General features: G+C 73.2%; 24 protein-coding genes and 2 pseudogenes. 15 read left to right on the forward strand and 11 right to left on the reverse strand.

The genetic code is table 11. The features are described 5' to 3' along the window. Positions 1-29 precede the first annotated feature (29 nt). The 7 genes from ACZ7FF_RS20760 (at position 30) to ACZ7FF_RS20790 (ending at position 7564) form a co-directional block, all read left to right on the forward strand. Complete coding sequence (locus tag ACZ7FF_RS20760) at positions 30-1070, forward strand: tetratricopeptide repeat protein (protein WP_470813706.1); 1041 nt, start codon at positions 30-32, stop codon at positions 1068-1070. Continuing rightward, on the forward strand, positions 1067-2089 hold the full coding sequence (locus tag ACZ7FF_RS20765) for a polyprenyl synthetase family protein (RefSeq protein ID WP_470813707.1): 1023 nt from the start codon (positions 1067-1069) through the stop codon (positions 2087-2089). Before ACZ7FF_RS20760 ends, ACZ7FF_RS20765 begins: the two co-directional genes overlap by 4 nt. Before the next feature lie 93 nt (positions 2090-2182). Continuing rightward, positions 2183-3145 carry a threonine/serine dehydratase gene (locus ACZ7FF_RS20770; RefSeq protein WP_470813708.1) on the forward strand — a complete coding sequence of 321 codons (963 nt, stop codon included), beginning with the start codon at positions 2183-2185 and terminating at the stop codon, positions 3143-3145. 179 nt (positions 3146-3324) lie between these two features. Then, entirely contained in the window at positions 3325-4878 is a 1554-nt protein-coding gene (locus tag ACZ7FF_RS20775; protein ID WP_470813709.1) for a serine/threonine protein kinase, read from the forward strand. A gap of 49 nt (positions 4879-4927) precedes the next feature. Continuing rightward, positions 4928-5899 (forward strand): LLM class F420-dependent oxidoreductase, encoded by a 972-nt coding sequence (locus ACZ7FF_RS20780; RefSeq protein WP_470813710.1) that lies wholly within the window; start codon positions 4928-4930, stop codon positions 5897-5899. Positions 5900-6033: 134 nt separating this feature from the next. Continuing rightward, positions 6034-7077: a hypothetical protein gene (locus ACZ7FF_RS20785; protein WP_470813711.1), complete on the forward strand. Its 1044-nt coding sequence runs from the start codon at positions 6034-6036 to the stop codon at positions 7075-7077. 61 nt (positions 7078-7138) lie between these two features. Continuing rightward, positions 7139-7564: an SsgA family sporulation/cell division regulator gene (locus tag ACZ7FF_RS20790; RefSeq protein ID WP_470813712.1), complete on the forward strand. Its 426-nt coding sequence runs from the start codon at positions 7139-7141 to the stop codon at positions 7562-7564. A 155-nt stretch (positions 7565-7719) separates the two neighbouring features. Here ACZ7FF_RS20790 and ACZ7FF_RS20795 read toward each other — a convergent pair whose 3' ends face one another. The 7 genes and pseudogenes from ACZ7FF_RS20795 to ACZ7FF_RS20825 all read right to left on the reverse strand — a co-directional run bounded on the left by ACZ7FF_RS20795 (position 7720) and on the right by ACZ7FF_RS20825 (position 13828). Further along, on the reverse strand, positions 7720-8349 hold the full coding sequence (locus ACZ7FF_RS20795) for a DUF3887 domain-containing protein (RefSeq protein ID WP_470813713.1): 630 nt from the start codon (positions 8347-8349) through the stop codon (positions 7720-7722). A gap of 130 nt (positions 8350-8479) precedes the next feature. Beyond that, positions 8480-8977 carry a DUF6328 family protein gene (locus tag ACZ7FF_RS20800; RefSeq protein WP_470813714.1) on the reverse strand — a complete coding sequence of 166 codons (498 nt, stop codon included), beginning with the start codon at positions 8975-8977 and terminating at the stop codon, positions 8480-8482. Between the two features lie 52 nt (positions 8978-9029). Continuing rightward, positions 9030-10013, reverse strand: coding sequence for an aldo/keto reductase (locus ACZ7FF_RS20805; RefSeq protein ID WP_470813715.1), 984 nt, complete (start codon positions 10011-10013; stop codon positions 9030-9032). Between the two features lie 125 nt (positions 10014-10138). After that, entirely contained in the window at positions 10139-10744 is a 606-nt protein-coding gene (locus ACZ7FF_RS20810) for a TetR/AcrR family transcriptional regulator (RefSeq protein ID WP_470813716.1), read from the reverse strand. 86 nt (positions 10745-10830) lie between these two features. After that, positions 10831-11528 (reverse strand): annotated as a pseudogene (locus ACZ7FF_RS20815) (MFS transporter); the annotation flags it as partial. 58 nt (positions 11529-11586) lie between these two features. Beyond that, on the reverse strand, positions 11587-12408 hold the full coding sequence (locus ACZ7FF_RS20820) for a lipase family protein (RefSeq protein ID WP_470813717.1): 822 nt from the start codon (positions 12406-12408) through the stop codon (positions 11587-11589). Between the two features lie 220 nt (positions 12409-12628). Next, positions 12629-13828, reverse strand: coding sequence for an FAD-dependent monooxygenase (locus ACZ7FF_RS20825; protein WP_470813718.1), 1200 nt, complete (start codon positions 13826-13828; stop codon positions 12629-12631). A 339-nt stretch (positions 13829-14167) separates the two neighbouring features. Between ACZ7FF_RS20825 and melC1 the strand changes: the two genes are divergently transcribed. Then, entirely contained in the window at positions 14168-14545 is a 378-nt protein-coding gene (gene melC1, locus ACZ7FF_RS20830; RefSeq protein ID WP_470813719.1) for an apotyrosinase chaperone MelC1, read from the forward strand. A 35-nt stretch (positions 14546-14580) separates the two neighbouring features. Further along, positions 14581-15402: a tyrosinase MelC2 gene (gene melC2 / locus ACZ7FF_RS20835; protein WP_470813720.1), complete on the forward strand. Its 822-nt coding sequence runs from the start codon at positions 14581-14583 to the stop codon at positions 15400-15402. Here the strand turns inward: melC2 and ACZ7FF_RS20840 are convergent, their stop codons facing one another. Both ACZ7FF_RS20840 and ACZ7FF_RS20845 read right to left on the reverse strand, forming a co-directional pair. After that, positions 15403-16098 carry a ribonuclease H family protein gene (locus ACZ7FF_RS20840; protein ID WP_470813721.1) on the reverse strand — a complete coding sequence of 232 codons (696 nt, stop codon included), beginning with the start codon at positions 16096-16098 and terminating at the stop codon, positions 15403-15405. 34 nt (positions 16099-16132) lie between these two features. Next, positions 16133-16927 carry a VOC family protein gene (locus ACZ7FF_RS20845; RefSeq protein WP_470813722.1) on the reverse strand — a complete coding sequence of 265 codons (795 nt, stop codon included), beginning with the start codon at positions 16925-16927 and terminating at the stop codon, positions 16133-16135. A 147-nt stretch (positions 16928-17074) separates the two neighbouring features. Between ACZ7FF_RS20845 and ACZ7FF_RS20850 the strand changes: the two genes are divergently transcribed. The 5 genes from ACZ7FF_RS20850 (at position 17075) to ACZ7FF_RS20870 (ending at position 22696) form a co-directional block, all read left to right on the forward strand. Continuing rightward, complete coding sequence (locus tag ACZ7FF_RS20850; RefSeq protein WP_470813955.1) at positions 17075-18082, forward strand: zinc-binding alcohol dehydrogenase family protein; 1008 nt, start codon at positions 17075-17077, stop codon at positions 18080-18082. A 227-nt stretch (positions 18083-18309) separates the two neighbouring features. Beyond that, on the forward strand, positions 18310-19752 hold the full coding sequence (locus tag ACZ7FF_RS20855) for a family 2B encapsulin nanocompartment shell protein (RefSeq protein WP_470813723.1): 1443 nt from the start codon (positions 18310-18312) through the stop codon (positions 19750-19752). 16 nt (positions 19753-19768) lie between these two features. After that, positions 19769-20818, forward strand: coding sequence for a family 2 encapsulin nanocompartment cargo protein terpene cyclase (locus ACZ7FF_RS20860; protein WP_470813724.1), 1050 nt, complete (start codon positions 19769-19771; stop codon positions 20816-20818). A gap of 45 nt (positions 20819-20863) precedes the next feature. Then, positions 20864-21742 carry a geranyl diphosphate 2-C-methyltransferase gene (locus tag ACZ7FF_RS20865; RefSeq protein ID WP_470813725.1) on the forward strand — a complete coding sequence of 293 codons (879 nt, stop codon included), beginning with the start codon at positions 20864-20866 and terminating at the stop codon, positions 21740-21742. Positions 21743-21796: 54 nt separating this feature from the next. Continuing rightward, positions 21797-22696 carry an aminoglycoside phosphotransferase family protein gene (locus ACZ7FF_RS20870; protein ID WP_470813726.1) on the forward strand — a complete coding sequence of 300 codons (900 nt, stop codon included), beginning with the start codon at positions 21797-21799 and terminating at the stop codon, positions 22694-22696. A 14-nt stretch (positions 22697-22710) separates the two neighbouring features. Here ACZ7FF_RS20870 and ACZ7FF_RS20875 read toward each other — a convergent pair whose 3' ends face one another. Next, on the reverse strand, positions 22711-23193 hold the full coding sequence (locus ACZ7FF_RS20875) for a VOC family protein (protein ID WP_470813727.1): 483 nt from the start codon (positions 23191-23193) through the stop codon (positions 22711-22713). A gap of 121 nt (positions 23194-23314) precedes the next feature. Between ACZ7FF_RS20875 and ACZ7FF_RS20880 the strand changes: the two are divergent. Then, a pseudogene (locus tag ACZ7FF_RS20880) lies at positions 23315-24512 on the forward strand (epoxide hydrolase family protein). Positions 24513-24525: 13 nt separating this feature from the next. Here ACZ7FF_RS20880 and ACZ7FF_RS20885 read toward each other — a convergent pair. Then, positions 24526-24909, reverse strand: coding sequence for a helix-turn-helix domain-containing protein (locus ACZ7FF_RS20885; RefSeq protein WP_470813728.1), 384 nt, complete (start codon positions 24907-24909; stop codon positions 24526-24528). Positions 24910-25150 lie beyond the last annotated feature (241 nt).

A 25150-nucleotide genomic window follows, 5' to 3' on the forward strand; every position in this document is an offset into this window, starting at 1 on the left:
GTATACGCTTCGTGTATAGAAGGGTACGCATGTACGGCAAGGCTTTCGCCCCGGAGTACCAGGGCGCCCTGACCACACTGTCCGTGAACTCCTCGCTGGTCGACGTGCTGGCCGAGGCCACCGAGCGGCTCCGCGAGGCCGAGCGCTCCGGCCACCCCGAGGAGGCGGCGCGCTGCGGGCTCGCCGCCGCCGAGGCGCACCGGCGGCTCGGGCACGTACGGGACGCCGACCGGGCCTGGAAGGCGAGTTACCGCGCCGCCCGCGAGGCCGGGGACACCGCGGCCATGGCCTGGGCGCTCTGGAGCGGCGGCACCCTCGCCCGGCAGCGCGGGGCGTTCCCGCTGGCCTGGCGGCTGCTCGGGCTCGCGGCCGAACTCGGCGAGCGGGGCGGGGACGTCGTGGTCCGGGGCTACTCGCTCGCGGGTCTCGCCGAGACGGGCCGGATCCAGGGCGACTACGCGGCGGTCGGCCGGCTGCACGAGCAGCTGCTCGCCGAGGCCCGCCGGCGCGGGGAGGCCCGGCACACGGTGTGGGCGCTGGAGGGCATCGCGCAGATGCACCGCAACACCGGGGACCACGACACGGCGTACGCGCTGTTCGAGGAGGCGGCGGAGATAGCCGAGCGGGCCGAGGACCGGCGCGGGCACGCCTGGGCGCTGCGCGGGCTCGCCGACATCGTCTCGGTCCGCGACAAGGACACGGAACGGGCGCTGGAGCTGCTGTCCCGGGCGGAGGCGAGCTGCCGGGCGATGAACCTCTCCAGCGCGCTCGCGTACAACCACAAGATGCGCGGCAACGTCCTGTACCGGGCCGGCCGGTACGCCGAGGCCCGGGACCTGTACGAGCTGGCGCTCGAGGAGTTCCGCGCGATGAGCGAGCCGCGCGGCGAGGCCCTGTCGCGGCTGGGCCTCGCCAAGTCCCTCGCCCGGCTCGGCCGCGACCGCGCCGAGACCGCGGCCGAACTCGCCGACCTGGCCCGGATCCTGGAGCGCGGCGGGCTGCGGCACGCGCGGGAGATGGTGACGCGGGCCCAGCGGGAACTGGGCCTTGGCACGGAGGTCGCGCGATGACGCCCCTCACCTCGCCGCTGCGGGCGCCCGGCCAGGTCCTCGCCCGCTGCCGGGACCTGGTGCGGCCCGCGCTCACGGAGGCCGTGGACCGGCTGCACCCGTGGGTGGCCGAGATGGCCGCGTACTCCTTCGGCTGGTGCGAGGTCGGCGGGGCGCCCGCCACCGCGCCGGGCGGCAAGGGCGTACGGCAGGCGCTGGCCGTGCTCGGCGCCGAGGCCGCGGGCGCCGACGGCCGGGCCGGTGTGCCGGCGGCGGTCGCGGTGGAGCTGGTGCACGCCTTCTCGCTGCTGCACGACGACATCATGGACGGCGACACCACCCGGCGCCGCAGGCCCGCGGTGTGGCAGGCGTACGGCACGGGCCCCGCGGTGCTCGCCGGGGACGCGCTGTTCGCGCTGGCGGTGGACACCCTGGCCGCCGCGCCCGGCGGCCCCGGAGCCGTGCGGCTGCTCTCGGCGGCCCTCGCGGACCTGGTGCGCGGACAGGCCGACGACCTGCTCTTCGCCGACCGCCCGCCGAGCGGTCCGCGGCGGGTGACGGAGGCGGAGTACCTGAGGATGGCGGAGGGCAAGACCGGCGCCCTGCTGGGCTGCGCCGGGGCCCTCGGCGCCGCGCTCGGCGGGGCGCCCGAGGCCACCGTCCACGCGCTGGACCGGGCCGGGCGGCGGCTCGGGATCGCCTTCCAACTCGTCGACGACGTGCTGGGCGTCTGGGGCGACCCGGCGGTCACCGGCAAGCCCGTGGGCGGCGATCTGCGCGAGGGCAGGAAGACGTACCCGGTGCTCGTCGCGCTCGGCTCCCCCGCGGGGCCCAGGCTGTCCGCGCTGCTCGGCTCCCCCGGGCGGGCCGAGGAGGCGGCCGGGCTGATCGAGGAGGCGGGCGGCCGTACGGCGGCGCTGGCCGAGGCCCGCGCGCACACCCGGGCCGCGCGCGAACTGCTCGCGGGGGCGCCGCTGGCCGCCGGGGCCGCCGCGGACCTGTGCACGCTCGTGGAGTCCCTGGTGGGCCGCGAGCTGTAGCCGTCCCGGGAAACGGTGTTGACCTCGCGGGAACCCGCGGGTCAGGGTGCGGACGGCGCGGTTCCCACCCCCGCGCCGGAAGGGTGAACCACCTTGATCGGCATCTCGGACATCGAAGCCGCCGCCCGGCGGATCGCCGGACACGTCGTGCGGACGCCGACCGTGCCGAGCCCCGGACTCGGCGCACTGCTCGGCGTCCCGGTCACCGCCAAGCTCGAACTGCTCCAGCGCACCGGTTCGTTCAAGGCCCGCGGGGCCACGGCGAAGCTGCTGTCGCTGAGCGGGGCCGAGCGGGCGGCGGGCGTGGTGGCGGTCAGCGGCGGCAACCACGGGATCGCGCTCGCGGTGATGGCGGCGGCCCTCGACGTGAAGGCGACGGTGGTGATGCCCCGTACCGCGCCCGCGCGCTCCGTCGCGCTCGCGCGGGAGGCCGGGGCGTCCGTGCGGCTGACCGACGGCATGGACAGCGCCTTCCGGCTGGTGACCCGGCTCAGGGACGAGGGGCTGACCCTGGTCCACCCGTTCGACGACCCGGTGGTGATCGCGGGGCAGGGCACGGTCGGGCTGGAGCTGGCCGAGGACGCGGACGACGGGCTGACGGACGTCGTCGTCAGCATCGGGGGCGGCGGGCTGATCGCCGGGGTCGCGGCGGCGCTGCGGGCCCGGCGCCCCGGGGTGCGGGTCTGGGGCGTGGAGACGGAAGGCGCCGAGTCCATGTCCGCGGCGCTGCGGGCGGGCGGGCCGGTCCAGGTGCCGCTGACGTCGCTGGTCACCACGCTCAGCCCGCCCGCGGTGTCGAGGTCGACCTACGAACACGTGTCGGCGCTCGTCGAGGAGGTGCTGGTGGTGCCGGACCGGGACGCCGTGCGGGGCTGCCTGGAACTCGCCGAGCACGCCAAGCTGTGGGCCGAGCCGGCCGCGGGCTGCCTGCTCCCCGCGGCCCGGGAGGTGGCGGCCCGGGTCGGCGCCGGCGCCCGGCTCGGCCTGGTGGTGTGCGGGGGCAACACGACCCCCGGGGAACTGATCGGCTGGGCCGACCGGTTTGGGCTGCGGTGACATTACCCTCGGTTACCCGCAGGCGGAAGCGTCGCCGGGTACACCCATCCCAAACTCGCAAGCCCTTTCGAAGAATTGAATAAAAGGCAGGAGGGGGCGCGAGTTGAGGATTCTTTGAACGCACCCCCGCGCGCCCCGCGTACCTCTGGAAGACACGAAAACAGGGGTTTCAGCGAGGGATGACCATGGTCAAGGCGCATGTCTCCGCACACGGGTTGATCGCCGGACGGTACCGGCTCCTGGACGTCTTCACGCGCGAGACGAACCGCCTCTGGTGGTACGCCGAGGACGTCACGGCACGGCAGCCGCGCATGGTGGCGCAGACCACCCTTCCGGAGCCCGCCGCCGAGGACACGGCGCGCCGGGTCACGGCCCGGGTCGTGCGCACCTCCGAGACCATGCGGCTGCTGTGCCCCGGCCAGGTCGCCGAGGTCGTCGACGCCGTGGTGGAAGACGGCACCCTGTGGACGGTCGTCGACCTGATCGCGGGCACGCCCCTGAGCCGGCTGCTCGAACAGGAGGGCTCGTTCGACGCGGTGCGGGCGGCACGGACCGGCCTGGAACTGCTCGACGTGCTCCAGGCCGCGCACGACGAGGGCATCACCCACGGCGAGCTGAGCCCGGGCCAGGTCTTCGTGCGGGACGGCGGTCCGGTCGTCGTCACCGGGTTCGGACTCGCGGGCGCGACCCTCGCGCCGCGGCTCACGGCACCGTCGTACGCCTCGCCGGAACAGGCGCGCGACGAGCGCATCGGGCCGGCCGCCGACCTGTGGGCGCTGGGCGCGCTGCTCTACACCATGGTCGAGGGGAGGCCGCCGTTCCGGGACCGCGGCCGCCCCGACGTCACGATGAACGCGCTGGACCGGCTGCCGCTGCGCACCCCGCTGCGGGCCGGCCCGCTCACCCCGGCCGTGCAGGGTCTGCTGCGCAAGAACTCACGGGAGCGGCTGACCCGGCCCGTGGTCCGCGCGGCCCTGCTCCGGACCCTGGACGAGGGGAGCGGCGCGGACGGGGAGCCGGTGCCGCGACCGCGCGGCGCGTCCGCGGGCGTGCGGGCGGCACTCCCCGGGCGCGGCCGCTGGGCGCTGGCCGCCGGTACCGCGCTGGCCGTCGGCACCATCGCCCTCGGGGTGCTCGCCGCGACCCACCTCCTGCCCGGCACCGGCACGGCGCCCAAGCCGCCCCGAGCCGCCGCACCGGCGAACCCCACCGGCCGCCACACGGGCGGCGGCACCCCCACGCCGAGCGCCTCCGGCTCCCCCGCCCTGCCGGCCGGCTACCGCACGTACGCCGCGCCGGAGGGATTCTCGGTGGCGCTACCCGGCGGCTGGAAGCGGCTGACCACCTCCCGCGTGAGCGGTCTCGCCTACCGCGTCACCTTCGGCACGGACGGCGCCTCCCCCACCCTCGCCGTCACCTACAGCGAGCGCGTGGGCCCCGATCCGGTCGCCGTCTGGCGCGACGACGTCGAGCCGGGCCTGCGGCGCCTCCCCGGCTACCAGCGCGTCGGCACCGTACGGGCCACCACCTACCGGGGGCACTCGGCCGCCGACCTGGAGTGGCTGGCCGGGTCGGGGGACGGCCGCGTGCACACCTTCGGCCGCGGCTTCCTGCTCGGCGGCCGCCGGGGCTTCTCCCTGCGCTTCACCACCCCGGCCGCGAGCTGGGACGACGCCGCGAACCGGCTGGCGCTCGCCACCTTCCTGAAGACCTTCCGCGAGCCGGGGCACTGACCCCGCCCCGCGTCCGTTTTCCGCACGCGGGCCCGGGGACTCGCCCCGTATGGTGCAAATCGGATACACGATGATGACCGAGCAGGCCGGTCCCCGGGACCTGGTGGACCACCTGGTGCGCGCCGAGGACGCCGGATTCGACTTCTCGGTGATCTCGGACCACTACTTTCCGTGGCTGCGCTCGCAGGGCCACTCCTCGTACGCGTGGAGCGTGCTGGGCGCCGCCGCCCAGGCCACCAAGCGGATCCCGCTGATGACCTACGTCACCTGCCCCATCCTGCGCTACCACCCCGCCGTGGTGGCGCAGAAGGCGGCCACCGTGCAGCTGCTGTCCGAGGGCAGGTTCCGGCTGGGGCTGGGCGCCGGCGAGAACCTCAACGAGCACGTCGTGGGCGGCGGCTGGCCGCCGGTGGACGTGCGCCACGAGATGCTGGAGGAGGCCGTGGAGATCATCCGCGCCCTGTTCCGGGGCGGCCACGTCACCCACCACGGACCGCACTACGACGTGGAGTCGGCCCGGCTGTGGGACCTCCCGGAGCAGGCGCCGCCCATCGGCATCGCCGTCTCCGGCGAGCAGTCCTGCAAGCTCGCCGGGCACCTCGCCGACCTGGTGATCGCGACCGAGCCGAAGGCGGGCCTGCTGGAGGCCTTCGACCGGCACGGCGGCAGCGGCAAGCCCCGGGTCGGCCAGCTGCCGGTGAGCTACGGCCCCGACCGGGACACGGCGGTCGAGCGGGCCCACGCCCAGTTCCGCTGGTTCGGACTGGGCTGGAAGGTGAACGCCGAGCTGCCGCACCCGGACTCCTTCGAGTCGGCGACGCAGTTCGTCACCACCGACGACGTCGCCTCCGCCGTCCCGTGCGGCGACGACCCGGACGCCTTCGTCGAGGCCGTACGACCCTACGCCGAGGCCGGCTTCGGGGAGGTCGCCCTGGTCCAGATCGGCGGGGACACCCAGCCGGAGTTCCTCGACTGGTCGACGAAGACCCTGCTGCCCGCGCTGCGGAAGGCGTTCGGCTGAGGCGGTGCGCGGGCCCGCACGGCCGGTACGGACACGGGCGCCTCAAAGCATGGTCAATGGGTCCATATAGGCTTCCTGTCCGCACCCGGCCCCGGGTGCGGTCCTCCCCAGCCGTTCCCGCAGGAGAGTCATCCGTGACCCTGGTCATCGAGCCGTCGTCCGATCCGTCCGCCCCGGCCGCGCCCCCGCTGTCCGACCTCGTGGCGCGCGACGCCCGCGAGTTCGGCGTCTACGCGCGCACCGGCGGTTGGGCCTTCGCGCTGATGGTGGCGCGCAGCGTGCGGCCGGGCGGGCAGACCGCCGGTGAGACGCCGAAGGTGTCGGCGAAGGAGTTCGCGGAGCTGGCGGGCTGCTCCGCGGAGCGGGTGATGCGCTACTACAGGGCCTGGGACCGGGCCGCGGACGACGGTCTCGTCCCGCACCTGGAGGCGCTGCTGCCGGGCCAGGAGGTGGAACTCCCGGACGCGGACGCGTGGCTGAGCTACTACGCCTCGCGCAACAGCGCCGCCTCCGAGCGGGGCACCGCGATCGCCCAGGCCGCCGAGGCCGAGGGCATCCGCCCCACCAAGGCGCTGGAGGTCGCCGAGAACCCCACCGCGCTGCGCGCCGCGATCCTCGCCGACCCCGCCACCGCCCGCGCGGCCCGCGCCGCCCTGCTGGACCGGGTCAGGGAGGACGCCGGCCTGCAGGCGGAGCTGGCCCGGGACGTCGTACGGACCGACGACCTGAAGAAGGCCGTGGCGAGCCAGAGCCGGGCCGCCGACCGGATCGGCTACGTCCGCCAGATCGCCGAGTCCGGGCAGATCAGGACTCCGGCCGGGCAGACCGTCGAGGCACCCTCCGACCTGCGCGAGGAGGCCGAACGCCATCTGTCGCTGATCGACGAGCTGGAGGACGGCGAGGACACCGGCGAGTGGGCGACCGACGCCTACGACACCATGAAGTCGCTCGTCGCCGAGGCGGTGGAGGCCGACCCCGAACTGCGCGTCCAGGAACGGCGGACGAAGTTCTACAGCAGCCTGCAGAAGGCGACCAGGGCCTTCGAGGAGCTGACCTTCGACGACGCCCAGGACTTCTACGAGGACGACATGGTCCAGCGGCTCGAGGAACTCCAGCAGGCCATCGGCTCCTGCCTGGCGGCGCTGCGGGGTCCGCACGGGAATCATTCGAACGGGTGAGCAACACGGGCGAACCGGGGGTACTAGAGGGCCTACACCGATCGTTCCCGGAGGCCCTCGCATGAAGTCGTTCGTGCACAAGACCCTGGTGGTCCAGCTCCGCGCGCAGGGCACCGACCGGTGTCCCGTCCTCGCCCATCTCAGCTACGACGCCGACGACCCGTTCGCCGTGACGGCCGTCTTCGGCCACGACGGCCATGTGCTGGCCAGCTGGCGGCTGGACCGGGAGATGCTCTCCGACGGGCTCGACAAGCCGGTCGGCGTGGGTGACGTGCGCCTGCGTCCGGCCGCCACCGGGATGTGGAACGAACTGCGCATGGAGTTCCTCGGCGACGTCCGGCCGGACGGCAGCAGGCACCACGCGGTGGTGTTCGCCTGGGCGCCGGCGATCGCCTCGTTCCTGCGCGAGACCCACCGGGTCGTCCCGGCCGGGAGCGAACGCGTCCGGGTGGACGAGCTGTTGGCGGACATCCTCTCGGCGGGCTGAGCACCTGACGGTCCTCGCTCCGGCCGAACCTCGGACAGGCGATGAGCCCGGTCACGTTGCCGAAGACGCAGCCGGCGAGCCACGCCTCGGGCGGCACGAGCGCCGTCCACGGCGTGGACGGCGACGAGCCGGGCAGGCCGTCTACGCCGCGGGGGTCACGGGGTCTCGGGGGGCAGGATGAAGAGGCCCGCCACCTTCTCGTCGGTGTCGAACGCGACCCTGGCCTTCATGTCTCCGGCCTCGTAGCACAGCGGGACGTCGACGACGGTGTGGTCGCCGATGCGCCGGACGAACGGCTCGGCCTCGCCGAAGCCCTCGAAGGCGCCCACCATGCCGGCGACCGTGGCCATGCCGCTGCCCCGCACCTCGTCGGTGAACGCCTCCAGGACCTGGGCGTTGAAGGACCGCCTCGCCCGGTCCATGCGTCCCTCGAGCACGTCCGTGACGATCTCGACGGCCCGCTCGGCGGCGTCGGTCATGTGCACTGTCTTGTCCATGGGTTCTCCCGTTCGGGGATCGATGGGCTTGCCGAACCGCTGGAACGCGGCCTGGCGGGTGACTCCGAGCAGGTCCCCGATCTCCTGCCAGGTGTGACCGGCGTCCCGGCTCTGCTGCACGCACAGCTTGAGCACCTGCTCCGCCACCTCGTCCACGCCCCGGGCGCGTCGCACCAGGTCGAGATAGGCGGGCGGGGTCAGCGGGCTGCCCAGGGCCCCGGCCAGGACCGAGGCCTGTTCGGCCAGCAGGGCACTGAGGGAGGAAAGGCTCTTCGAAGCGTCCGTCACACGTAAAGGATGCCTTTACAGCTCCAGGGCGTCAAGGTTTCCTTTACAACGGCTCCGGCCGAGGCGGCCAGGGCCTGTCTGACCATGCGCGTCGTCGCTCGCGCGGCAGACGGGAATCGTCAGACAGGCCCTAGTGGTCGGCCGGCGGGCGGGTGTGCCGGTGGCGGGCCCACAGGGGCAGGCCGTACCAGCACAGGAGGTACCAAGCGACGACGGCCGCGACCAGCCATGCGAGGTAGCTGTCACCGGTGGCCACGCGCAGCACGAGCAGCAGGGCGCACGTCATGGTGGCGAGCAGCATGAGGAGGCCGACGAAGGTCATCCGGGAGGCGAGCCGCACCGCCTCGGGCTTGACCTTCCGGCCGGCGACCAGGCGGTGCAGGGACACCGGACCGATGAGGGCGCCGGTGGTGCAGGCGCCGAGGATCACGGTGACGATGTAGATGGTCTGGTCGGTGTCGGGAAGCCGGGCGAACTTCGGCTGGAAGACGACGGTCAGCAGGAAGCCGAAGAGGATCTGCACGCCCGTCTGGGCGACGCGGACCTCCTGGATGAGTTCGCCCCACATCCGGTCGGCCCGCTCCTCCTCGGTCTCGTTCCGCCCCCGGCGCAGCCCGTCCTGACTCATGCGGTGCGTGTAACCGTCCGCCCGGCCGTTCAAACGGTGTGCGCCGCGACCGCTACCAGCGGTGTTCGACCTGGTCCTTGATGCGCCGGTCGTACAGCTCCCGGATCGCGGTGAAGGTCTGCGGCGGCAGCGGCGGCAACTTGGCGGCGGCCGCGTTGGCGCGGGCCTGCCGCGGGTTCCTGGCACCGGGGATCACCGTGGTGACGCCGTCCTGCTCGATGATCCAGCGCAGCGCCAGCTGGGCCGGGGTGTAGCCCTCCGGCGCGAGGGCCGCGAACTCGGCGGCCGCCTCGACGCCCGTGGCGTAGTCGACGCCGGAGAAGGTCTCGCCCTGGTCGAAGGCCTCGCCGTGGCGGTTGAAGGTGCGGTGGTCGTTCTCGGCGAAGACCGTGTCCTTCGTGTACTTGCCGGACAGCAGCCCGGAGGCGAGCGGCACGCGCGCGATGACGCCGACACCGGCCTCGCGGGCGGCGGGCAGCACCTCGCGCAGGGGCTTCATGCGGAACGGGTTGAGGATGATCTGCACGCTCGCCACGTGCGGCCGGGCGATCGCGGTCAGCGCCTGCGCGCAGGTCTCCACGCTCACCCCGTACGCGGCGATGCGCTCCTCCTCGACCAGGGTGTCCAGGGCGTCGTACACCGCGTCGGAGGAGTAGACCGCGGTGGGCGGGCAGTGCAGCTGCACCAGGTCGACCCGGTCGACGCCGAGGTTGCGGCGCGAACGGTCGTTCCAGGCGCGGAAGTTGTCGAGCACGTAGTTCTCGGGGACCTGCTCGGCCCGGCGGCCCATCTTGGTGGCGACCAGCACATGGAGATCGGGCCTGCTGCGCAGGAACGTGGCGATGGTCTCCTCGCTGCGCCCGTCGCCGTAGACGTCCGCGGTGTCGAGGAAGGTGACCCCGGACTCGGCCGCCGCCTCCAGGACGGCCTCCGCCTCCTTGTCGTCGACGTCACCCCAGTCGGCGCCCAGCTGCCACGTGCCGAGACCGACCACCGATGCCCACTGATCAGACCTGCCCATCACACGTTCGTCCATGGCGCCAGTCTGTCACCCGGCGCGGCGCCCGGCGGAACGTGACCCTCCGGGTCGCGCGCCCGCCTCTGCGGGCCGCCACCTCGCCCCGGGAGCGTGCGCCGGGCGGCGGGATCCGCCCCGGCGCCTCAGCGGCCGGGGGTCAACTGCGTCTGGACGACGGGCCCGTAGCGGTCCACGACGGCGTCGATACCGGCCGCGCGCAGATGCGGGCCGCGGGCGATGCCGTACATCACGCCGAGGCCGACGATGGCGGCGAGGGCGGCGACGGCCAGCTCGGCACGCAGGCCCGGGTCGGGACCGGTGAGCCGGGCGGCGAGGCGTTCGGTCACCTGGGCGCGGAAGTTGGCGCGGAGGGTGTCGCCGTGATCGCCCTGCAGCGGGGCGAAGGCGATGCGCTGCAGCGGGTCGGCGCCCCGCTCGTCCTGGCCGGCCAGGACGTGTCGGGCCATGTGCCGGCCCAGGTCGGCCAGGGGCGCGTCCAGCAGGTCGTCCGCGTCGGTGTCGAAGGACATCACCCGGGCGAACATGGCGTCCTTGTTGCCGAAGTACTTGAGGATCAGCGGGGGGCTCACCCCGGCCCGGTCGGCGACGGCCTTCAGCGTGATGTCGGCGTGCGCGTGCCGGGCCAGGAGATACCGGGCGGCCTTGAGGATGGCGTCCTTGGTGGCCGTGGCGTCGCGGCGTGCGGGGGCGGTCGTACGGTCACCGGGCGGTGTGCTCACGCCCTTCATGCTCCCTCCATCGCCTCGTCGCACGCGTCCCGGGTGGCCCCGCGGACGCGCCGGGTGCCGTCGGGGGAGGCGTCGCCCGGGATGGTCAGGCCGGCCGCGCAGGCCGCGAGCGCGCCGGGCACGTCGGGCCGGCTGGGCTCGCGCACCGGTGACTCCCTGACCGCCCACCAGGTCGCCGCGACGCCGAGGGCGCCGAGGGCACTGGTCAGCCAGAACATCGTGTGCCAGTCGGCGTACTGCACGACCAGCGCGGTGAGCGGCAGGCCGAGGGCGGCGCCGATGCCGACGGTGGAGCTCATCAGCGCCACGGCGGAGCCCCGGCGCTGCGGCGGGAGTTCGTCGCGCAGGATGCTGATGGACAGCGGGACGACGGACGCGGCGGCGCCTGCAGGGCGCGGGCGGCGATGAGCACGCCGATGTCGGAGGTCAGCGCGCACAGCACGGAGCCGACGGTCATCAGGGCCAGCGCGGCCGTGAGCACCCGGCGTTTGCCGTACATGTCCCCCGCTCGGCCGAGCACCGGGGTGAGGACAGCGCCGGAGAGGAGGGTGGCGGTGACCGTCCAGGACACGGTGGCCGCCGAGGCGCCGGTGAGCCGGGGCAGGTCCGGCAGCAGGGGGACGACCACGGCCTGCATGACCGCCATGAGGATGCCGCCGAACGCCAGGACGGGAATGGTGGGCCGCTCCCCCAGCCGGAGCGGGCCGGCCGGCGGCCGGGGTATCGGGACGGGGCGGTCCACGGGTGCTCCCGCGGACGAGGTGCGGGCGAGGTGAATGACCATTCACCCTATCGAGTGAATGGTCATTCGCCGACGCCGTCCGCCCCTTCCGGGGGAACGCTCAGCCCAGGTTCCTCTCCAGCGCCGTCAGGTAGTTGCTCATGAAGTGGTCGCGGATGCCGTCGGAGGCGGGCGCGAAGGCGTCGGCGGTCAGCCCCCTGGCCCGGTCGGCGAGGGCCGAGAACATCGGCATGCTCTCGTGCAGCCTGCCCTGGGAGTCGATGTAGCGCAGCGCCCGCACATGGGTGAAGGCGGGCTCGGGCGGCAACTGGGGGACGACGTCGTTGTTGTTGACGAAGCGGTACATGCGGCCGCCGAAGCCCTGGTGGAACGCCTCCGCGAGCAGCCGGTCGCAGGTGCGCGGCTGACCGAAGGTGTAGACGCCGTCCGCGGCCAGGTGCGGGGCCTCCAGGTACAGGCGGGCACCGGCCAGCATGGCGAGGGCGCCGCCGAGGCTGTGGCCGGTGAAGTAGACGCTCTGCCCGTCGGTACGCAGCTCGGCGAGGGCGCCGGAGACGGCCGGGTAGACCGACTCCAGGGCCTCGGCGAAGCCGTGGTGCACATAGCCGTTGCCGCCCGGGCCCGGCGCGGGCGGGGTGGTGGCGTCGGAGAGCCAGTCCTTGATCTGGCCGGGCTCGGTGCCGCGGAACGCCGTGACGATCATCCGGTCGCTCGCCAGGGTGCAGGCCTGGGTGTCCTGCAGCGGGAAGGGCGGGGTGAACCGGGTCTCGTGGTGGCGGACCTGGTCGAAGCCCCACCGGGCGGCCTGCTTCTCGATGGCGGCACGGTCCTTGTAGGCCAGTTCGGCCGCGCGGGCCAGCCAGTAGGCGCGCTGCAGGCTGTAGCCGGTCGAGGCGTGGTCGAAGGTGACGGGTACGGCCATGGGCGGGACTCCTTCGAAACAGGCGTGCGGTGTGGGGGGAGGGCGCCCAGGTCCTGTCTGACCATGCGCGTCGTCGCCCGAAGGGCGGCCACTCGGCGTCAGGTGCGTGCTCTCGGCGTACCGGCCCCAGGCCCTCGTACCGGACGTACGCGGGTCCGGGGCCGGTACGCCGAGCGTGCGGGCATGGCGTCGCGCGCGGGCGGGAACGGTCAGACAGGCCCTAGCGCCGGTCGGACGCGGAGCGCGCCTGCTGGAGGGCGCGGGCCGCGCGGGGGCCGAGCCACCGCTTGAGCCGGCGCAGCACCTCCAGCTGCCCGGCCGCCTTGTCGAGGCCGTAGTACAGCTGCGGCGGGACGTACGGCAGCAGCGGCGAGTGGCGCTGGCCGAGCAGGGCGAACATGCGGTGCGGGGGCAGGTGGATGTAGCGGGGCAGGTTCTCGTACCACTGGGCGCTGTGGCGGGCAGCGCTCTGGGCGGAGAGCAGTTCGCCCTGGCGCCGGGCCTGGTAGGCGTCCAGGGCCCGGGGCAGGCCGGGGTGCTCGCGCAGGGCGCCGGCCAGGCACATGGCGTCCTCCAGCGCGAGGGTGGTGCCGGCGCCGATGGAGTAGTGGGTGGTGTGGGCCGCGTCGCCGAGCAGGACCACGTTGCCGTGGTGCCAGGTGCGGTTGGTGAGGGTGCGGAAGGTCCCCCAGGTCGCTCCGGGGCGCCCGGTCAGGGGGTGGCCGTCGAGGACGCCGGCGAAGAGCTTCTCCAGCAGGGCGAGGCTCTCGCCCTGGTCCGCGCGGTCCAGCCCGAGGCCGGTGAGGGTCTCGGGGGAGCACTCGACGACGCAGGTGCTGTGCTCGGCGCTGTAGCCGTAGCCGTAGGCCCAGATCCAGCCGTGCTCGGTCTCGGTGAAGGCGAAGGTGAACGCGTCGAAGACCTTGGTGGTGCCGAGCCAGACGAAGTGGTTGCGGCCGGAGCCGGTCTCGGTGCCGAAGTGCGCGGCGTGACGGGTGCGCAGGGCGCTGTGCACGCCGTCGGCCGCCACCACGAGGTCCGCGTCGGCGGGTGGTTCGGTGATCTCGCTCTCGAACTCCAGGCGCACACCGAGGCCGCGGGCCCGGCCGGCGAGCAGGTCGAGCAGCCGCTGGCGGCCGATCCCGAAGCCCTCGTCGCCACTGTGACGGGTCGTCAGCTCACCGACCCGGGCAACCCCCTCGTTCCAGCGCACGGAGTTCTCCTCGACGGCCCGCGCGGTGACGGGGTCGTACGCCTGGAGCCGGTCGAGGAGGCCGCGCCAGTACGTCACCCCCCATCCGTAGGTGGAGCCCTCGGGGTTGCGCTCGTGGACGGTGATGTTGTGGGACGGGTTCTGCAGCTTGAGCAGGATGGCGAGGTACAGGCCCGCGGGCCCGCCTCCGGCACAGACGACCTTCACGCACACACCCCTGACAGTCACCTGACGTGGTCGATCGACAACGCAGGGTAGCAGGGCGGGCGGCACCCCGATCGCGCCAGTTTGCCGCGGTGAGCCGCGCCACCCGGACGCGCGGCGGCCGCGAAGGATCACCGGAAAGCCGCGCCGCCCGGCAAGGAATTCCCCGTTCCGGGGTCGAGCGCACCACCGTCACAGCAAGATCGTTTTCGTTCAACCCTGTACGACATGTAGTCAATTGTCCGGATCGTAGCCAACCGGATCCGGGTGATTTCTCCTGTCCTCCGGCGGCCCGATAGGCATGCGTCGTCACCACCAGAACACCCCGACCCAAGGACCCGCATGCCCGACATCACCCGCCGCCGCGCGCTCACCACGGCGGCCGCGCTCGCCGCGACGGCCTCCGCCGCCACCCTCGTCGCACCCGGCGCCTCGGCCGCCGGCCACGAACACCCCATGGACGGCGACACCTTCGACGAGGTCTACAAGGGCCGCCGGATACAGGGCCGTCCCTCCATGGGAGGCGGTCACCACCACGAACACGGCGGCGGCTACGCGGTGTTCGTGGACGGGGTGCAGCTGCACGTGATGCGGAACGCCGACGGCAGCTGGATCAGCGTCGTCAGCCACTACGACCCGGTGCCCACCCCGCGCGCCGCCGCCCGTGCCGCGGTGGACGAGTTGCAGGGTGCTCCGCTGCTGCCGTTCCCCGCCAACTGACCGCCCCCCGCAAGCACCCCCGGAGTACCGCGCACATGACCGTACGCAAGAACCAGGCCGCCCTGACCGCCGACGAGAAGCGGCGGTTCGTCGCCGCCGTCCTCGAACTCAAGCGCAACGGGCGCTACGACGAGTTCGTCCGCACCCACAACATGTTCATCATGTCCGACACGGACACCGGCGAGCGGACCGGGCACCGCTCCCCGTCGTTCCTGCCCTGGCACCGCAGATTCCTGCTCGACTTCGAGCAGGCGCTGCAGTCCGTGGACTCCTCGGTCGCGCTGCCCTACTGGGACTGGAGCACCGACCGCACGGTGCGTGCCTCGCTGTGGGCGCCGGACTTCCTCGGTGGCACCGGGCGCGCCTCGGACGGCCGGGTCACGGACGGCCCGTTCGCCGCGTCCGCCGGCAACTGGCCGCTCACGGTGCGGGTGGACGGCCGCACGTTCCTGCGCCGCTCGCTCGGCACGGGGGTGCGCGAGCTGCCCACGCGCGCGGAGGTGGAGTCGGTGCTGTCCATGCCGACGTACGACATGGCGCCGTACAACAGCGCCTCGGATGGCTTCCGCAACAACCTGGAGGGCTGGCGCGGGGTCAACCTGCACAACCGGGTGCACGTCTGGGTCGGCGGCCAGATGGGCACCGGGGTCTCCCCCAACGACCCGGTGTTCTGGCTGCACCACGCCTTCGTCGACAAGCTGTGGGCCGAGTGGCAGGGCCGGCACCCGGGCGCGGGGTACGTGCCGACGGGCGGCACACCGGACGTGGTCGACCTGGACGAGACGATGAAGCCGTGGAACGACGTGCGCCCGTCGGATCTGCTGGACCACACGAAGTACTACACGTTCGACGCCTGATCAGGCGTCGGCGGTACGGCACTCCGGGTGGCCCCAGCCCTGCGCGTTCTTGGCGATGGACTCGCCCGCCGCGTAGGAGCGGCCGCACGGGCAGCGGCCGGGGAACTTCGCCTTGATGGTGCGGGAGGACGCTCCGCCGCCGGTGCGGCGGGGCGCCTTCTTGCGCGGGGCGGACGCCTTGGGGGTGTCGGGCGACGCCGGCGGCTCCGGCGAGCCGAGCGCGCTGCCGGCCTCCTCCTGCACCGTGGCCGCCTGGCTGGCCGCGCGGTCGGCGAAGTCGTTCAGCGGGTCGCCGTCGACCTGGTGGGCGGGCACGTAGCGGAACTCCACGGACCGGCCGTCGAGGAGCGCGTCGATGCGGACCACCAGCTCCTGGTTGGCGACCGGCTTGCCCGCGGACGTCTTCCAGCCGTTGCGCTTCCAGCCCGGCAGCCAGGTGGTGACGGCCTTCATCGCGTACTGGGAGTCCATGCGGATCTCCAGCGGCACGTCGGCGGCGACGGCGGTCAGCAGCCGCTCCAGCGCCGTCAGTTCGGCGACGTTGTTGGTGGCCCGGCCGAGCGGGCCGGCCTCCCAGCGGGCGGGGGTCCGCTCGTCGTCGTCCGAGACCACCCACGCCCATCCGGCCGGTCCGGGGTTCCCCTTCGAAGCCCCGTCGCACGCGGCCACCACTCGTTCACGCATGCGCACGATCATCCCACGGCGGCGGGGGGTGCCCGGGACCGGGCGGTCAGACGTCCTTGATCTGCGGCATCTCGCCCTCGGTGGTCATGATGTCGATCACCGAGAAGTTCGCGCCCTGCGGGTCGCTGAGCGCCGCGAACCGGCCGAAGGGGCTGCTCATCGGCCCGAAGCGCAGGATGCCGCCGAGCTTGGTGGCCCGGGACACGGCCTCGTCGCAGTCGTCGACCGTGAAGTAGACGTTGATGTACGAGGGCACGTCGGGCGGGAAGTCGTCGGTCATCCGCATCCGGCCGAGGACGGTCTCCTCGGCGACGTCGAACATCCGGAAGTCCACCGCGTCGTCCACGATGTCCTTCGTCCGGTACGGGAAGACGGCGCAGAGGAAGGCGTCCGCCTTCTCGGGCTCGCGGGTGAAGACCTCGGCCCAGCAGTAGGCGCCCGGCGTCGCCGTCTCCTCGAAGCCCTCGTGGGTGCCCGCCTGCCACACCCCGAACACGGCACCGCTGGGCTCGCGGGCCAGGCACATCGTGCCGAAGTCGCCGACCTGCATCGGCTCCATCAGCACCTCGCCGCCGTTCTCCCGGACCTTCTCCGCGGTGGCCGCGGCGTCGGTGGAGGCGAAGTACAGGCACCACTGCGACTGCCCCTCCTGGCCGGGCATGGGCGGGACGACCGCGGCCACCGCCTTGCCGTCCACATAGGCCTGCGTGTAGTTGCCGTACTCCGACGAAGAGTCGCCGAAGGTCCAGCCGAGGACGTCGCCGTAGAACTTCTTGGCGCCCTCGACGTCGCTGAACATCGCATCGGCCCAACAGGGTGTTCCTTCGGGTTGCACGGCCATGCTCGCGGCCCTCCTGGTGTCGTGCCGTCCCCCGATTGCTCACGCTAGCCACCCCTCCGTCGCCCCGCGCGCCGAACGGGCGTGCTGCCGGACACTGGGGGTGGGGACCCCTGCCTCGGAAGGGCGGACGCGATGACGGCGTCGACGATGCGGGCGTGGTCGGTGGTGCGGCCCGGGCCCGTCGAGGACGACCCGCTGCGGCTCGTGGAGTGGCCGGTGCCGCTGCCCGGCGCGGACGAGCTGCTGGTACGGGTGGAGGCCTGCGGCGTGTGCCGGACCGATCTGCACGTCACCGAGGGTGACCTGCCGGTGCACCGGGCCGGGGTGGCCCCGGGGCACGAGGTCGTCGGCACGGTGGCCAGGACCGGCTCGGGGGTCGGTGACTACGCGGTGGGCGACCGGGTGGGCGTGGCCTGGCTGCGCCGGACCGACGAGGTCTGCGCGTACTGCGCGCGCGGCGCCGAGAACCTGTGCCCACGCTCGGAGTACACCGGCTGGGACGCAGACGGCGGCTACGCCGAGTACACGACCGTACCGGCCGGGTACGCCTACCGGCTGCCCGGCGCCCTGGACGACGTGGGGGCGGCGCCGCTGCTGTGCGCCGGGATCATCGGCTTCCGCGCGCTGCGGCGGACGGAGCTGCCGCCGGGCGGGCGGCTCGGGCTCTACGGGTTCGGGGGCAGCGCGCACCTGTGCGCGCAGGTGGCGCTCGCGGAGGGGGCCACCGTGCACGTGGTCACCCGGGACGCGGCCTCCCGGCAGCTCGCCCTGGGGCTGGGCGCGGCCTCCGCCCGCGACCTGCACCAGCCACCGCCGGAGCCGCTCGACGCCGCGATCCTGTTCGCGCCGGTCGGCGCGCTGGTCCCGGTGGCGCTGCGCGCCCTGGACCGCGGCGGGGTGCTGGCGCTGGCGGGCATCCACCTCAGCGACATACCCCCGCTGCACTACGAGACCGAGCTGTTCTACGAGAAGGAGCTGCGCAGCGTCACCGCCAACACCCGTGCGGACGGGCGGGAGTTCCTCGACGCGGCCGCCCGCTACGGGGTACGGGCGACCACCCACGCCTACCCCCTGGCGCAGGCGCCCAGAGCCCTGCGGGATCTGAAGGCGGGCCGCTTCGACGGTGCGGCCGTGCTGGTCGCCGACGAGCCCTGACGCCGGTCACACGGCTCACAGGAGCGATCAACCGGCGCAGGAGCGCGCAGCGGGCGAGTTCCGCCCCCGACGGCGGGTTTACGAATCCCGGGGCGCTGATCCGCCCCGTTCGCGCCGTACCGGCGCCCCCACCAGGACTGTTTGGGTGGATCACGGCGCACCGCCATCACGTTCACCACTGACCGATCCGCTCACCACCGTTCGTTCACCGCTCCGCTGGAGGGAATGTGTCCACACCGGACAGCGCGACCGCTTCCGCCGTCGGCGAACCCGCCCCCGGCCCCGAGGCCGACGGGCAGCTCACCAGCCTCAGCACCCGGGCGGCACGCCAGCTCGCCACGACCACCAAGTCCGAACCGCAGATGCAGGCCATCACCTCCCGGTGGCTGCTGAAGACCCTGCCGTGGGTGGACGTCAAGGGCGGCGCCTACCGGGTCAACCGCAGGCTCCAGCTGCGCACCGGACGCGGCCGGGTGCACTTCGAGCACAACGGCGCCGACGACATCCGGGTCATCCCGGAGACGCTGACGGAGCTGCCGATCCTGCGCGGCTACCCGGACACGGAGGTGCTGCGCGAGATCGCGGGCCGCTTCCAGTCCCGGGAGGTCCGCGCCGGGCAGGTGCTGTTCGAGGCCGGACAGCCCGTGACGGAGGCGTACCTGGTCGTGCACGGCCGGTTCACCCGCTTCACCGCCGGCAAGTACGGCGACGAGGAGATCATCGGGATCGTCACCGACGGCGACCAGATGGGCGACGAGGCGGTCGGCCAGTCCGACCCGCTGTGGCTGACGTCGGTGCGGGCCGAGACCCCGGGGGTGGTGCTGGCGTTGCCCTGGGCCGTCGTCGAGGAGGTCACCGAGCGGGCGCCCTCCCTCGGCGCGCATCTGCGGGCCTACGTCGAGCGGCAGCGCAGGCCGATGAACCGCAAGGGCGAGGCCGAGGTGCCGGTGCGGGCCGGCCACGTGGGCGAGCCGACGCTGCCCGGCGGCTTCGTGGACTACGAACTCGCGCCCCGCGAGTACGAGTTGTCCCTCACCCAGACCGTGCTGCGGGTCCACACCCGGGTCGCCGATCTCTACAACCACCCCATGGACCAGACCGCCCAGCAGTTGCGGCTGACCGTGGAGGAGATCCGCGAGCGCCAGGAGTGGGAGCTGGTCAACAACCGGGAGTTCGGGCTGCTGCACAACGTCGACTACGGCCAGCGGATCAGCACCTTCACCGGGCCGCCCACGCCGGACGACATGGACGAGCTGCTGTCGATGCGCCGCAAGACGAAGGTGTTCCTCGCCCATCCGAAGGCGATCGCGGCGTTCTTCCGGCAGTGCAACCGGCGCGGGCTGGTCCCCGGGACCGCGAGCGTCGACGGCCACGAGGTACCCGCGTGGCGCGGTGTGCCGATCTACCCCTGCGGCAAGATCCCGGTCAACGACGACCACACCAGCAGCATCATCGCGCTGCGCACCGGGGAGGCCGACCAGGGAGTCGTCGGCCTGTACCAGACCGGAATCCCGGAGGAGTACCAGCCGGGCCTGAACGTCCGGTTCATGGGCATCGACTCCGCCGCGATCGTCAACTACCTCGTGACCGCCTACTACTCGCTGGCCATTCTCGTGCCGGACGCGGCCGGGATCCTGGAGAACGTCCAGATCGGCCGGCTCCCCGAATGACGGCCTGGAGCACCCCATGACCACTTCCACCACCGCCTTCTCGATGCCCGGACCCCCCAACCTCGCCCGGAGTCTGCGGACCCGGCGCACCGGGGCGATCCCGGGACTGCTGTACCGGCCCGCGGTGCCCGCCGACCCGGAGAAGGTGCGCGAGGTCGACCGCAGGCTGGAGGCCTGGGCCCGTGACAACGACCTGTTCCCGGCGGCCTGGCGCGGGGACTTCACCGGCTTCCAGTTCGGCCGGGCCGTCGTCCTGCAGCATCCGGGCGCCGCCGACCTGGAGCGGCTCACCGCCGCCGGCGAGCTGCTGCTCGCCGAGAACATCGTCGACAGCTGCTACTGCGAGGAGGACGAGGGGCGCGGAGGAGCACGCAGGGGGCTCGGCGGGCGGCTGGTCATGGCCCAGTCGGCGCTCGATCCGTACCACGGCGTCCCCGAGCTGGAGGAGGACTGGCGCCAGGGCGTACAGGCGGACGGCCCGCTGCGGTCGTACCACTTCGCCCTGCGGGACTTCTCGGGCCTCGCCACGCCCAGCCAGACGGACCGGTTCGTGCACGACATCGCCCGGCTGCACCTGGGGTACCTGGCCGAGGCCGCCTGGGCCGAGACCCGGTACGTACCCCGGGTATGGGAGTACCTGGTGATGCGGCAGTTCAACAACTTCCGCCCCTGCCTGTCGATCGTGGACGCGGTGGACGGCTACGAACTGCCCGAGCAGGTCTACGCCCGGCCCGAGATCCAGCGGATCACCGCGCTCGCCTGCAACGCGACGACGATCGTCAACGACCTGTACTCCTTCACCAAGGAACTGGCCGGCGACCCGACCCACCTCAATCTGCCGCAGGTGGTCGCCGCGAACGAGCGGTGCGGGCTGAAGGCCGCCTATCTGAAGTCCGTCGAGATCCACAACCGGATCATGACGGCCTTCGAGGAGGAGTCCGCCGTGCTGTCCGCCGGCTCGCCTCTCGTGGAGCGCTACGCCCAAGGGCTCGCCGCCTGGGTGTCCGGCAACCACGAGTGGCACGCCACCAACACCCACCGCTACCACCTGCCCGACTACTGGTAACCGCAACTCTCGGAACACGGTCACATGCACCACGAGGAGCCTTACTTGACCACCGCGCCCGTCGCCCGTAAGACGTCCCTGCCGGTCCCGGCCCAGTCCACCTACCAGAGCCGCGTCGCGGACTACTGGAACGCCGAGGAGAACCCGGTCAACCTCGAACTCGGCAGGCTCGACGACCTGTACCACCACCACTACGGCATCGGAGCGGCCGACCGGACGGTGCTCGACGAGCCCGATCCGGACCGGCGCCGGGAGCGGATCACCGCCGAACTGCACCGCCTGGAGCACTCCCAGGCCGAGCTGCTCGCCTCGCACCTCGGGCCCCTCTCCCCCACCGACCGCGTGTTCGACGCCGGCTGCGGCCGGGGCGGCGGCAGCGTGGTGGCGAACCTGCGCTACGGCTGCCACGCCGACGGTGTCACCATCTCGGCGAAGCAGGCGGAGTTCGCGAACGAGCAGGCCCGCGCGCGGGGCATCGACGACAAGGTGCGCTACCACCACCGCAACATGCTCGACACCGGCTTCGAGACCGGCGGGTACGCGGCGTCCTGGAACAACGAGTCCACCATGTACGTGGAACTGGACCTGCTCTTCGCCGAGCACGCCCGGCTGCTGCGCCGCGGCGGACGCTACGCGGTGGTCACCGGCTGCTACAACGACACCTACGGGCAGGCCTCACGCGAGGTGTCCTTGATCAACGCGCACTACATCTGCGACATCCACCCGCGCTCGGAGTACTTCCGGGCGATGGCCCGCAACCGTCTGGTGCCGGTGCACGTCGAGGACCTGACCGAGGCCACGATCCCGTACTGGGACCTGCGCAGGGAGGCCGACCACCTGGTCACCGGCATCGAGGACACGTTCCTGACCGCCTACCGCAACGGCAGCTTCCAGTACCTGCTGATCGTCGCCGACCGGGTCTGAGCCGCGCCGAAAACCCGTCGACAGCGAGGGCGTCGAGGCACTGGGATGACCCCGATGAGTGCCGTGAACACGCAGAGAATGCACGCGGACGAGGTCCGCCCCGACGTCCCGCTGGTCCAGCGCCTGATCGCCCGCCGGTTCCCCGAGTGGGCGGCGCTTCCGGTGCGCCCGCTCGCCTCCTCCGGCACCGAGAACGCCATGTTCCGGGTGGGCGCCGGACTGGTGGCCCGGCTGCCCCGGCGGCCGGGCGCCGTACCGGACCTGGTCCACGAGCAGCGCTGGCTGCCCCGGCTCGGGCCGCTGCTGCCGGTGGCCGTGCCGGAACCGGTGGGAGTGGGCGGGCCGGACGAGGGCTGGCCGTGGCCCTGGTCCGTCTACCGCTGGCTGGAGGGGGAAAATCCGGTGGCGGGCGCCGTGGCGGAGCCGGAGCGGCTGGCCGGGGAGCTGGCGGCGTTCGTGCGCGCGCTGCGCCGCGTCCCCGCGCAGGACGGTCCTTCCGGGTACCGGGGCGGCCCGCTGGCGGACCGGGACGAGCCCACACGCAGGGCCGTCGCCGAGCTGGCCGGGAGGGTCGGCACGGACGCGGTCACCGCCGTGTGGGAGGAGGCCCTCCGCGCGCCGGGGCACACCGGGCCTCCCGTGTGGGCGCACGGCGATCTGTCCCCGGGGAACGTGCTGGTCGACGGGGGCCGGCTGAGCGCGGTCATCGACTTCGGGTGCGCGGGGGTGGGCGATCCGGCCGTGGACCTGATCGTGGCCTGGAACCTGCTGCCCGCGACCGCCCGGGACGCCTTCCGCGAGGCCGTCGGCGCGGACGACGCGCAGTGGGCGCGGGGGCGGGGCTGGGCGCTGTCCGTCTCGCTGATCCAGCTGCCGTACTACTGGGACACCAACCCGGCCCTCGCGGAGAACTCCCGGCATGTGATCGCCGAGATCCTCGCGGAGGCCGGGTGAGCGCGACCCGGGGCCTACTCCCCGTCGAACGCCCGGTCCAGCGCGGCCACGTCCAGCTTGCCCATGGCCATCATGGCCGCGGTGGCGCGGTCGACCTTCGCCCGGTCGGCGTCGTGGATCATCTCGGCGAGCCGGTCGTAGACGACCTGCCAGGAGAGGCCGTACCGGTCCTTGAGCCAGCCGCAGGGGCCGCCCTCGCCGCCGTTCTCGGTGAGCTTGTTCCAGTAGTGGTCGATCTCCGCCTGGTCGGCACAGAGGATCTGGAAGGAGACGGCCTCGTTGAACGTGAACTGCGGGCCGCCGTTGAGCGCGACGAACCGGTGGCCGTTGGCGGTGAACTCGACGGTCAGCACGGAACCGGTCTGACCGGGCCCCGCGTCGCTGTAGCGGCTGACGCGGCCGATGCTGGAGTTCTTGAAGACGGACACGTAGAACTCGGCGGCCTCCTCGGCCTGGCCGTCGAACCACAGGCACGTGGTGAATCCGTCGGTGGTCATGGGCACCTCCTGAAGCGCGGTAGCGGTCATCAGTGTGGACCGGTGCCGTGCGCGAAACTCATCGCCGAGGCCGCCCCATGATCCGGCCGGGTGAGCGGTGCCGCGGCATAGCATCCGGATCATGATCTCTGAGCCCGGCGAGAACATCGCGCCCTTCCGTCTGTCCGTCCCGCAGAGCGAACTGGACGACCTGCACGAGCGCCTGGACCGCACCCGCTGGCCGGCCGAGCTGCCCGGCGCCGGCTGGGAGTACGGAGTCCCGGCCGGGTATCTGCGGGAACTGGCCGGGTACTGGCGGCACCGGTACGACTGGCGGGCGGCCGAGGCCGAGCTGAACCGGTGGCCGCAGTTCACCACCATCGTCGACGGAGCGAACGTGCACTTCGCCCATGTTCCGCTCCCCGGAGCCGGACGCCACACCGCTGGTGCTGACCCACGGCTGGCCGGGCTCGATCGTGGAGTTCCTGGACGTGGTCGGGCCGCTCACCGACCCGGTGGCGCACGGCGGCGAGGCGGCCGACGCCTTCCACGTCGTCCTGCCGAGCATCCCCGGCTTCGGTCTGTCCGGGCCGACCACCGAGCCGGGCTGGGAGGCCGGCCGGGTGGCCGACGCGTGGGCGGAGCTGATGCGGCGGCTCGGCTACGAGCGGTTCGGTGCCCAGGGCGGCGACTGGGGCGCGGCGATCTCCCGCGAGCTGGGCCGCGCCCATCCGGACCGGGTGATCGGCGTCCACCTCAATCTGCTGCCGGGCGCCCAGGCGACCACCGAGCCCACCGAGGAGGAGCTGGCAGGGCTCGGCCCCGCGGACCGGGAGCGGGCGCTGCGGTCGTGGCGGGGATGGTCGGACTGGTCGCGTGAGGGCACCGGGTACGCCGTTCTGCAGTCCACCCGGCCGCACACCCTGGGGTACGCCCTGACGGACTCGCCCGTCGGCCAGCTCGCCTGGATCGTGGAGAAGTTCCGGGAGTGGAGCGACTGCCGGGAGCTGCCGGAGGAGGCGGTCGACCGGGACCGGCTGCTGACCAACGTGATGCTGTACTGGCTGACCGGCACGGCGGCGTCGTCCGGCCGCATCTACTACGAGCGGGCGCACGCCACCGGCCGCGGTGCCCGGCCGGCCGAGCCGTCGAAGGCGCCGACCGCGCTGGCCCTGTTCCCGGCCGAGCCCCAGATCGCGCTGCGTCACAAGGCGGAGCGGACCGAGCACCTGGTGCGCTGGACGGAGTTCGACCGGGGCGGGCACTTCGCGGCCATGGAGGAGCCGGACCTGGTGGCCGGGGACGTCCGGGCGTTCTTCCGGCAGCTTCGGGAGAAGTGACCCGGCGGCCGGGTCAGGCGGCCAGGCAGAGCCCGTCGTAGGGGCGCCGCGGTGAGCCGGTCCCTCGTACGGCCGTCGTCCGCCGGGTCAGCTCGCCGTGCGCGAGGGACAGCAGATCGCCGAGCCCGAGGCCGAGGGCGCCCGCGGCGGCCGCGAGGACCTCCGAGGAGGCCTCCTTGCGGCCGCGCTCGACCTCGGACAGGTAGGGCAGCGAGATCCGGGCCGCGTCGGCCACCTCCTTGAGCGTCCGCTCCTGCGCCTGTCGCTCGCGGCGCAGCACGTCACCGATGAGATCGCGCCACAGGGGCTCTCGGGGCGCGGGCTCGGCCCGCTCGGGGCGGGCGGGGGCCGGTCGCAGCGGGATCACTCGGGCTTCGTTGCTCACCTGGTTGCTCACCCCGGTCAGCCTAGGAGCCGCCCGGCGCGGGGCAAGGGCCCGGCGTTGCGCCCTGAGGGAAATGACGGTCCCGGCGCCCGGAGGGCGACTGGCGGTTTCCCGCCACTGCCGGTCGGCGGGTGCATGCGGTGCGTCACCGGGGGTACCCGCTCGGTGAATGCCTCTGCGCGTACGCATGAAGAACCGCATTCCGGGTACCCGCAGAGAACGCAACATCGCAGGGGTCGGACGAAAAGCCGAG

The sequence above is a fragment of the Streptomyces sp. NPDC037126 genome, from assembly GCF_055605965.1.

What these genes read in the sequence shown, in the direction of transcription:
- ACZ7FF_RS20760 (WP_470813706.1), top strand. Translation starts at nt 30, where the DNA reads ATGTACGGCAAGGCTTTCGCCCCGGAGTACCAGGGCGCCCTGACCACA.
- ACZ7FF_RS20765 (WP_470813707.1), top strand. Translation starts at nt 1,067, where the DNA reads ATGACGCCCCTCACCTCGCCGCTGCGGGCGCCCGGCCAGGTCCTCGCC.
- ACZ7FF_RS20775 (WP_470813709.1), top strand. Translation starts at nt 3,325, where the DNA reads ATGACCATGGTCAAGGCGCATGTCTCCGCACACGGGTTGATCGCCGGA.
- ACZ7FF_RS20780 (WP_470813710.1), top strand. Translation starts at nt 4,928, where the DNA reads ATGGTGCAAATCGGATACACGATGATGACCGAGCAGGCCGGTCCCCGG.
- ACZ7FF_RS20790 (WP_470813712.1), top strand. Translation starts at nt 7,139, where the DNA reads ATGAAGTCGTTCGTGCACAAGACCCTGGTGGTCCAGCTCCGCGCGCAG.
- ACZ7FF_RS20800 (WP_470813714.1), bottom strand. Translation starts at nt 8,977, where the DNA reads ATGAGTCAGGACGGGCTGCGCCGGGGGCGGAACGAGACCGAGGAGGAG.
- ACZ7FF_RS20805 (WP_470813715.1), bottom strand. Translation starts at nt 10,013, where the DNA reads ATGGACGAACGTGTGATGGGCAGGTCTGATCAGTGGGCATCGGTGGTC.
- ACZ7FF_RS20810 (WP_470813716.1), bottom strand. Translation starts at nt 10,744, where the DNA reads ATGAAGGGCGTGAGCACACCGCCCGGTGACCGTACGACCGCCCCCGCA.
- ACZ7FF_RS20820 (WP_470813717.1), bottom strand. Translation starts at nt 12,408, where the DNA reads ATGGCCGTACCCGTCACCTTCGACCACGCCTCGACCGGCTACAGCCTG.
- melC1 (WP_470813719.1), top strand. Translation starts at nt 14,168, where the DNA reads ATGCCCGACATCACCCGCCGCCGCGCGCTCACCACGGCGGCCGCGCTC.
- melC2 (WP_470813720.1), top strand. Translation starts at nt 14,581, where the DNA reads ATGACCGTACGCAAGAACCAGGCCGCCCTGACCGCCGACGAGAAGCGG.
- ACZ7FF_RS20840 (WP_470813721.1), bottom strand. Translation starts at nt 16,098, where the DNA reads ATGATCGTGCGCATGCGTGAACGAGTGGTGGCCGCGTGCGACGGGGCT.
- ACZ7FF_RS20845 (WP_470813722.1), bottom strand. Translation starts at nt 16,927, where the DNA reads ATGGCCGTGCAACCCGAAGGAACACCCTGTTGGGCCGATGCGATGTTC.
- ACZ7FF_RS20850 (WP_470813955.1), top strand. Translation starts at nt 17,075, where the DNA reads ATGCGGGCGTGGTCGGTGGTGCGGCCCGGGCCCGTCGAGGACGACCCG.
- ACZ7FF_RS20860 (WP_470813724.1), top strand. Translation starts at nt 19,769, where the DNA reads ATGACCACTTCCACCACCGCCTTCTCGATGCCCGGACCCCCCAACCTC.
- ACZ7FF_RS20870 (WP_470813726.1), top strand. Translation starts at nt 21,797, where the DNA reads ATGAGTGCCGTGAACACGCAGAGAATGCACGCGGACGAGGTCCGCCCC.
- ACZ7FF_RS20875 (WP_470813727.1), bottom strand. Translation starts at nt 23,193, where the DNA reads ATGACCACCGACGGATTCACCACGTGCCTGTGGTTCGACGGCCAGGCC.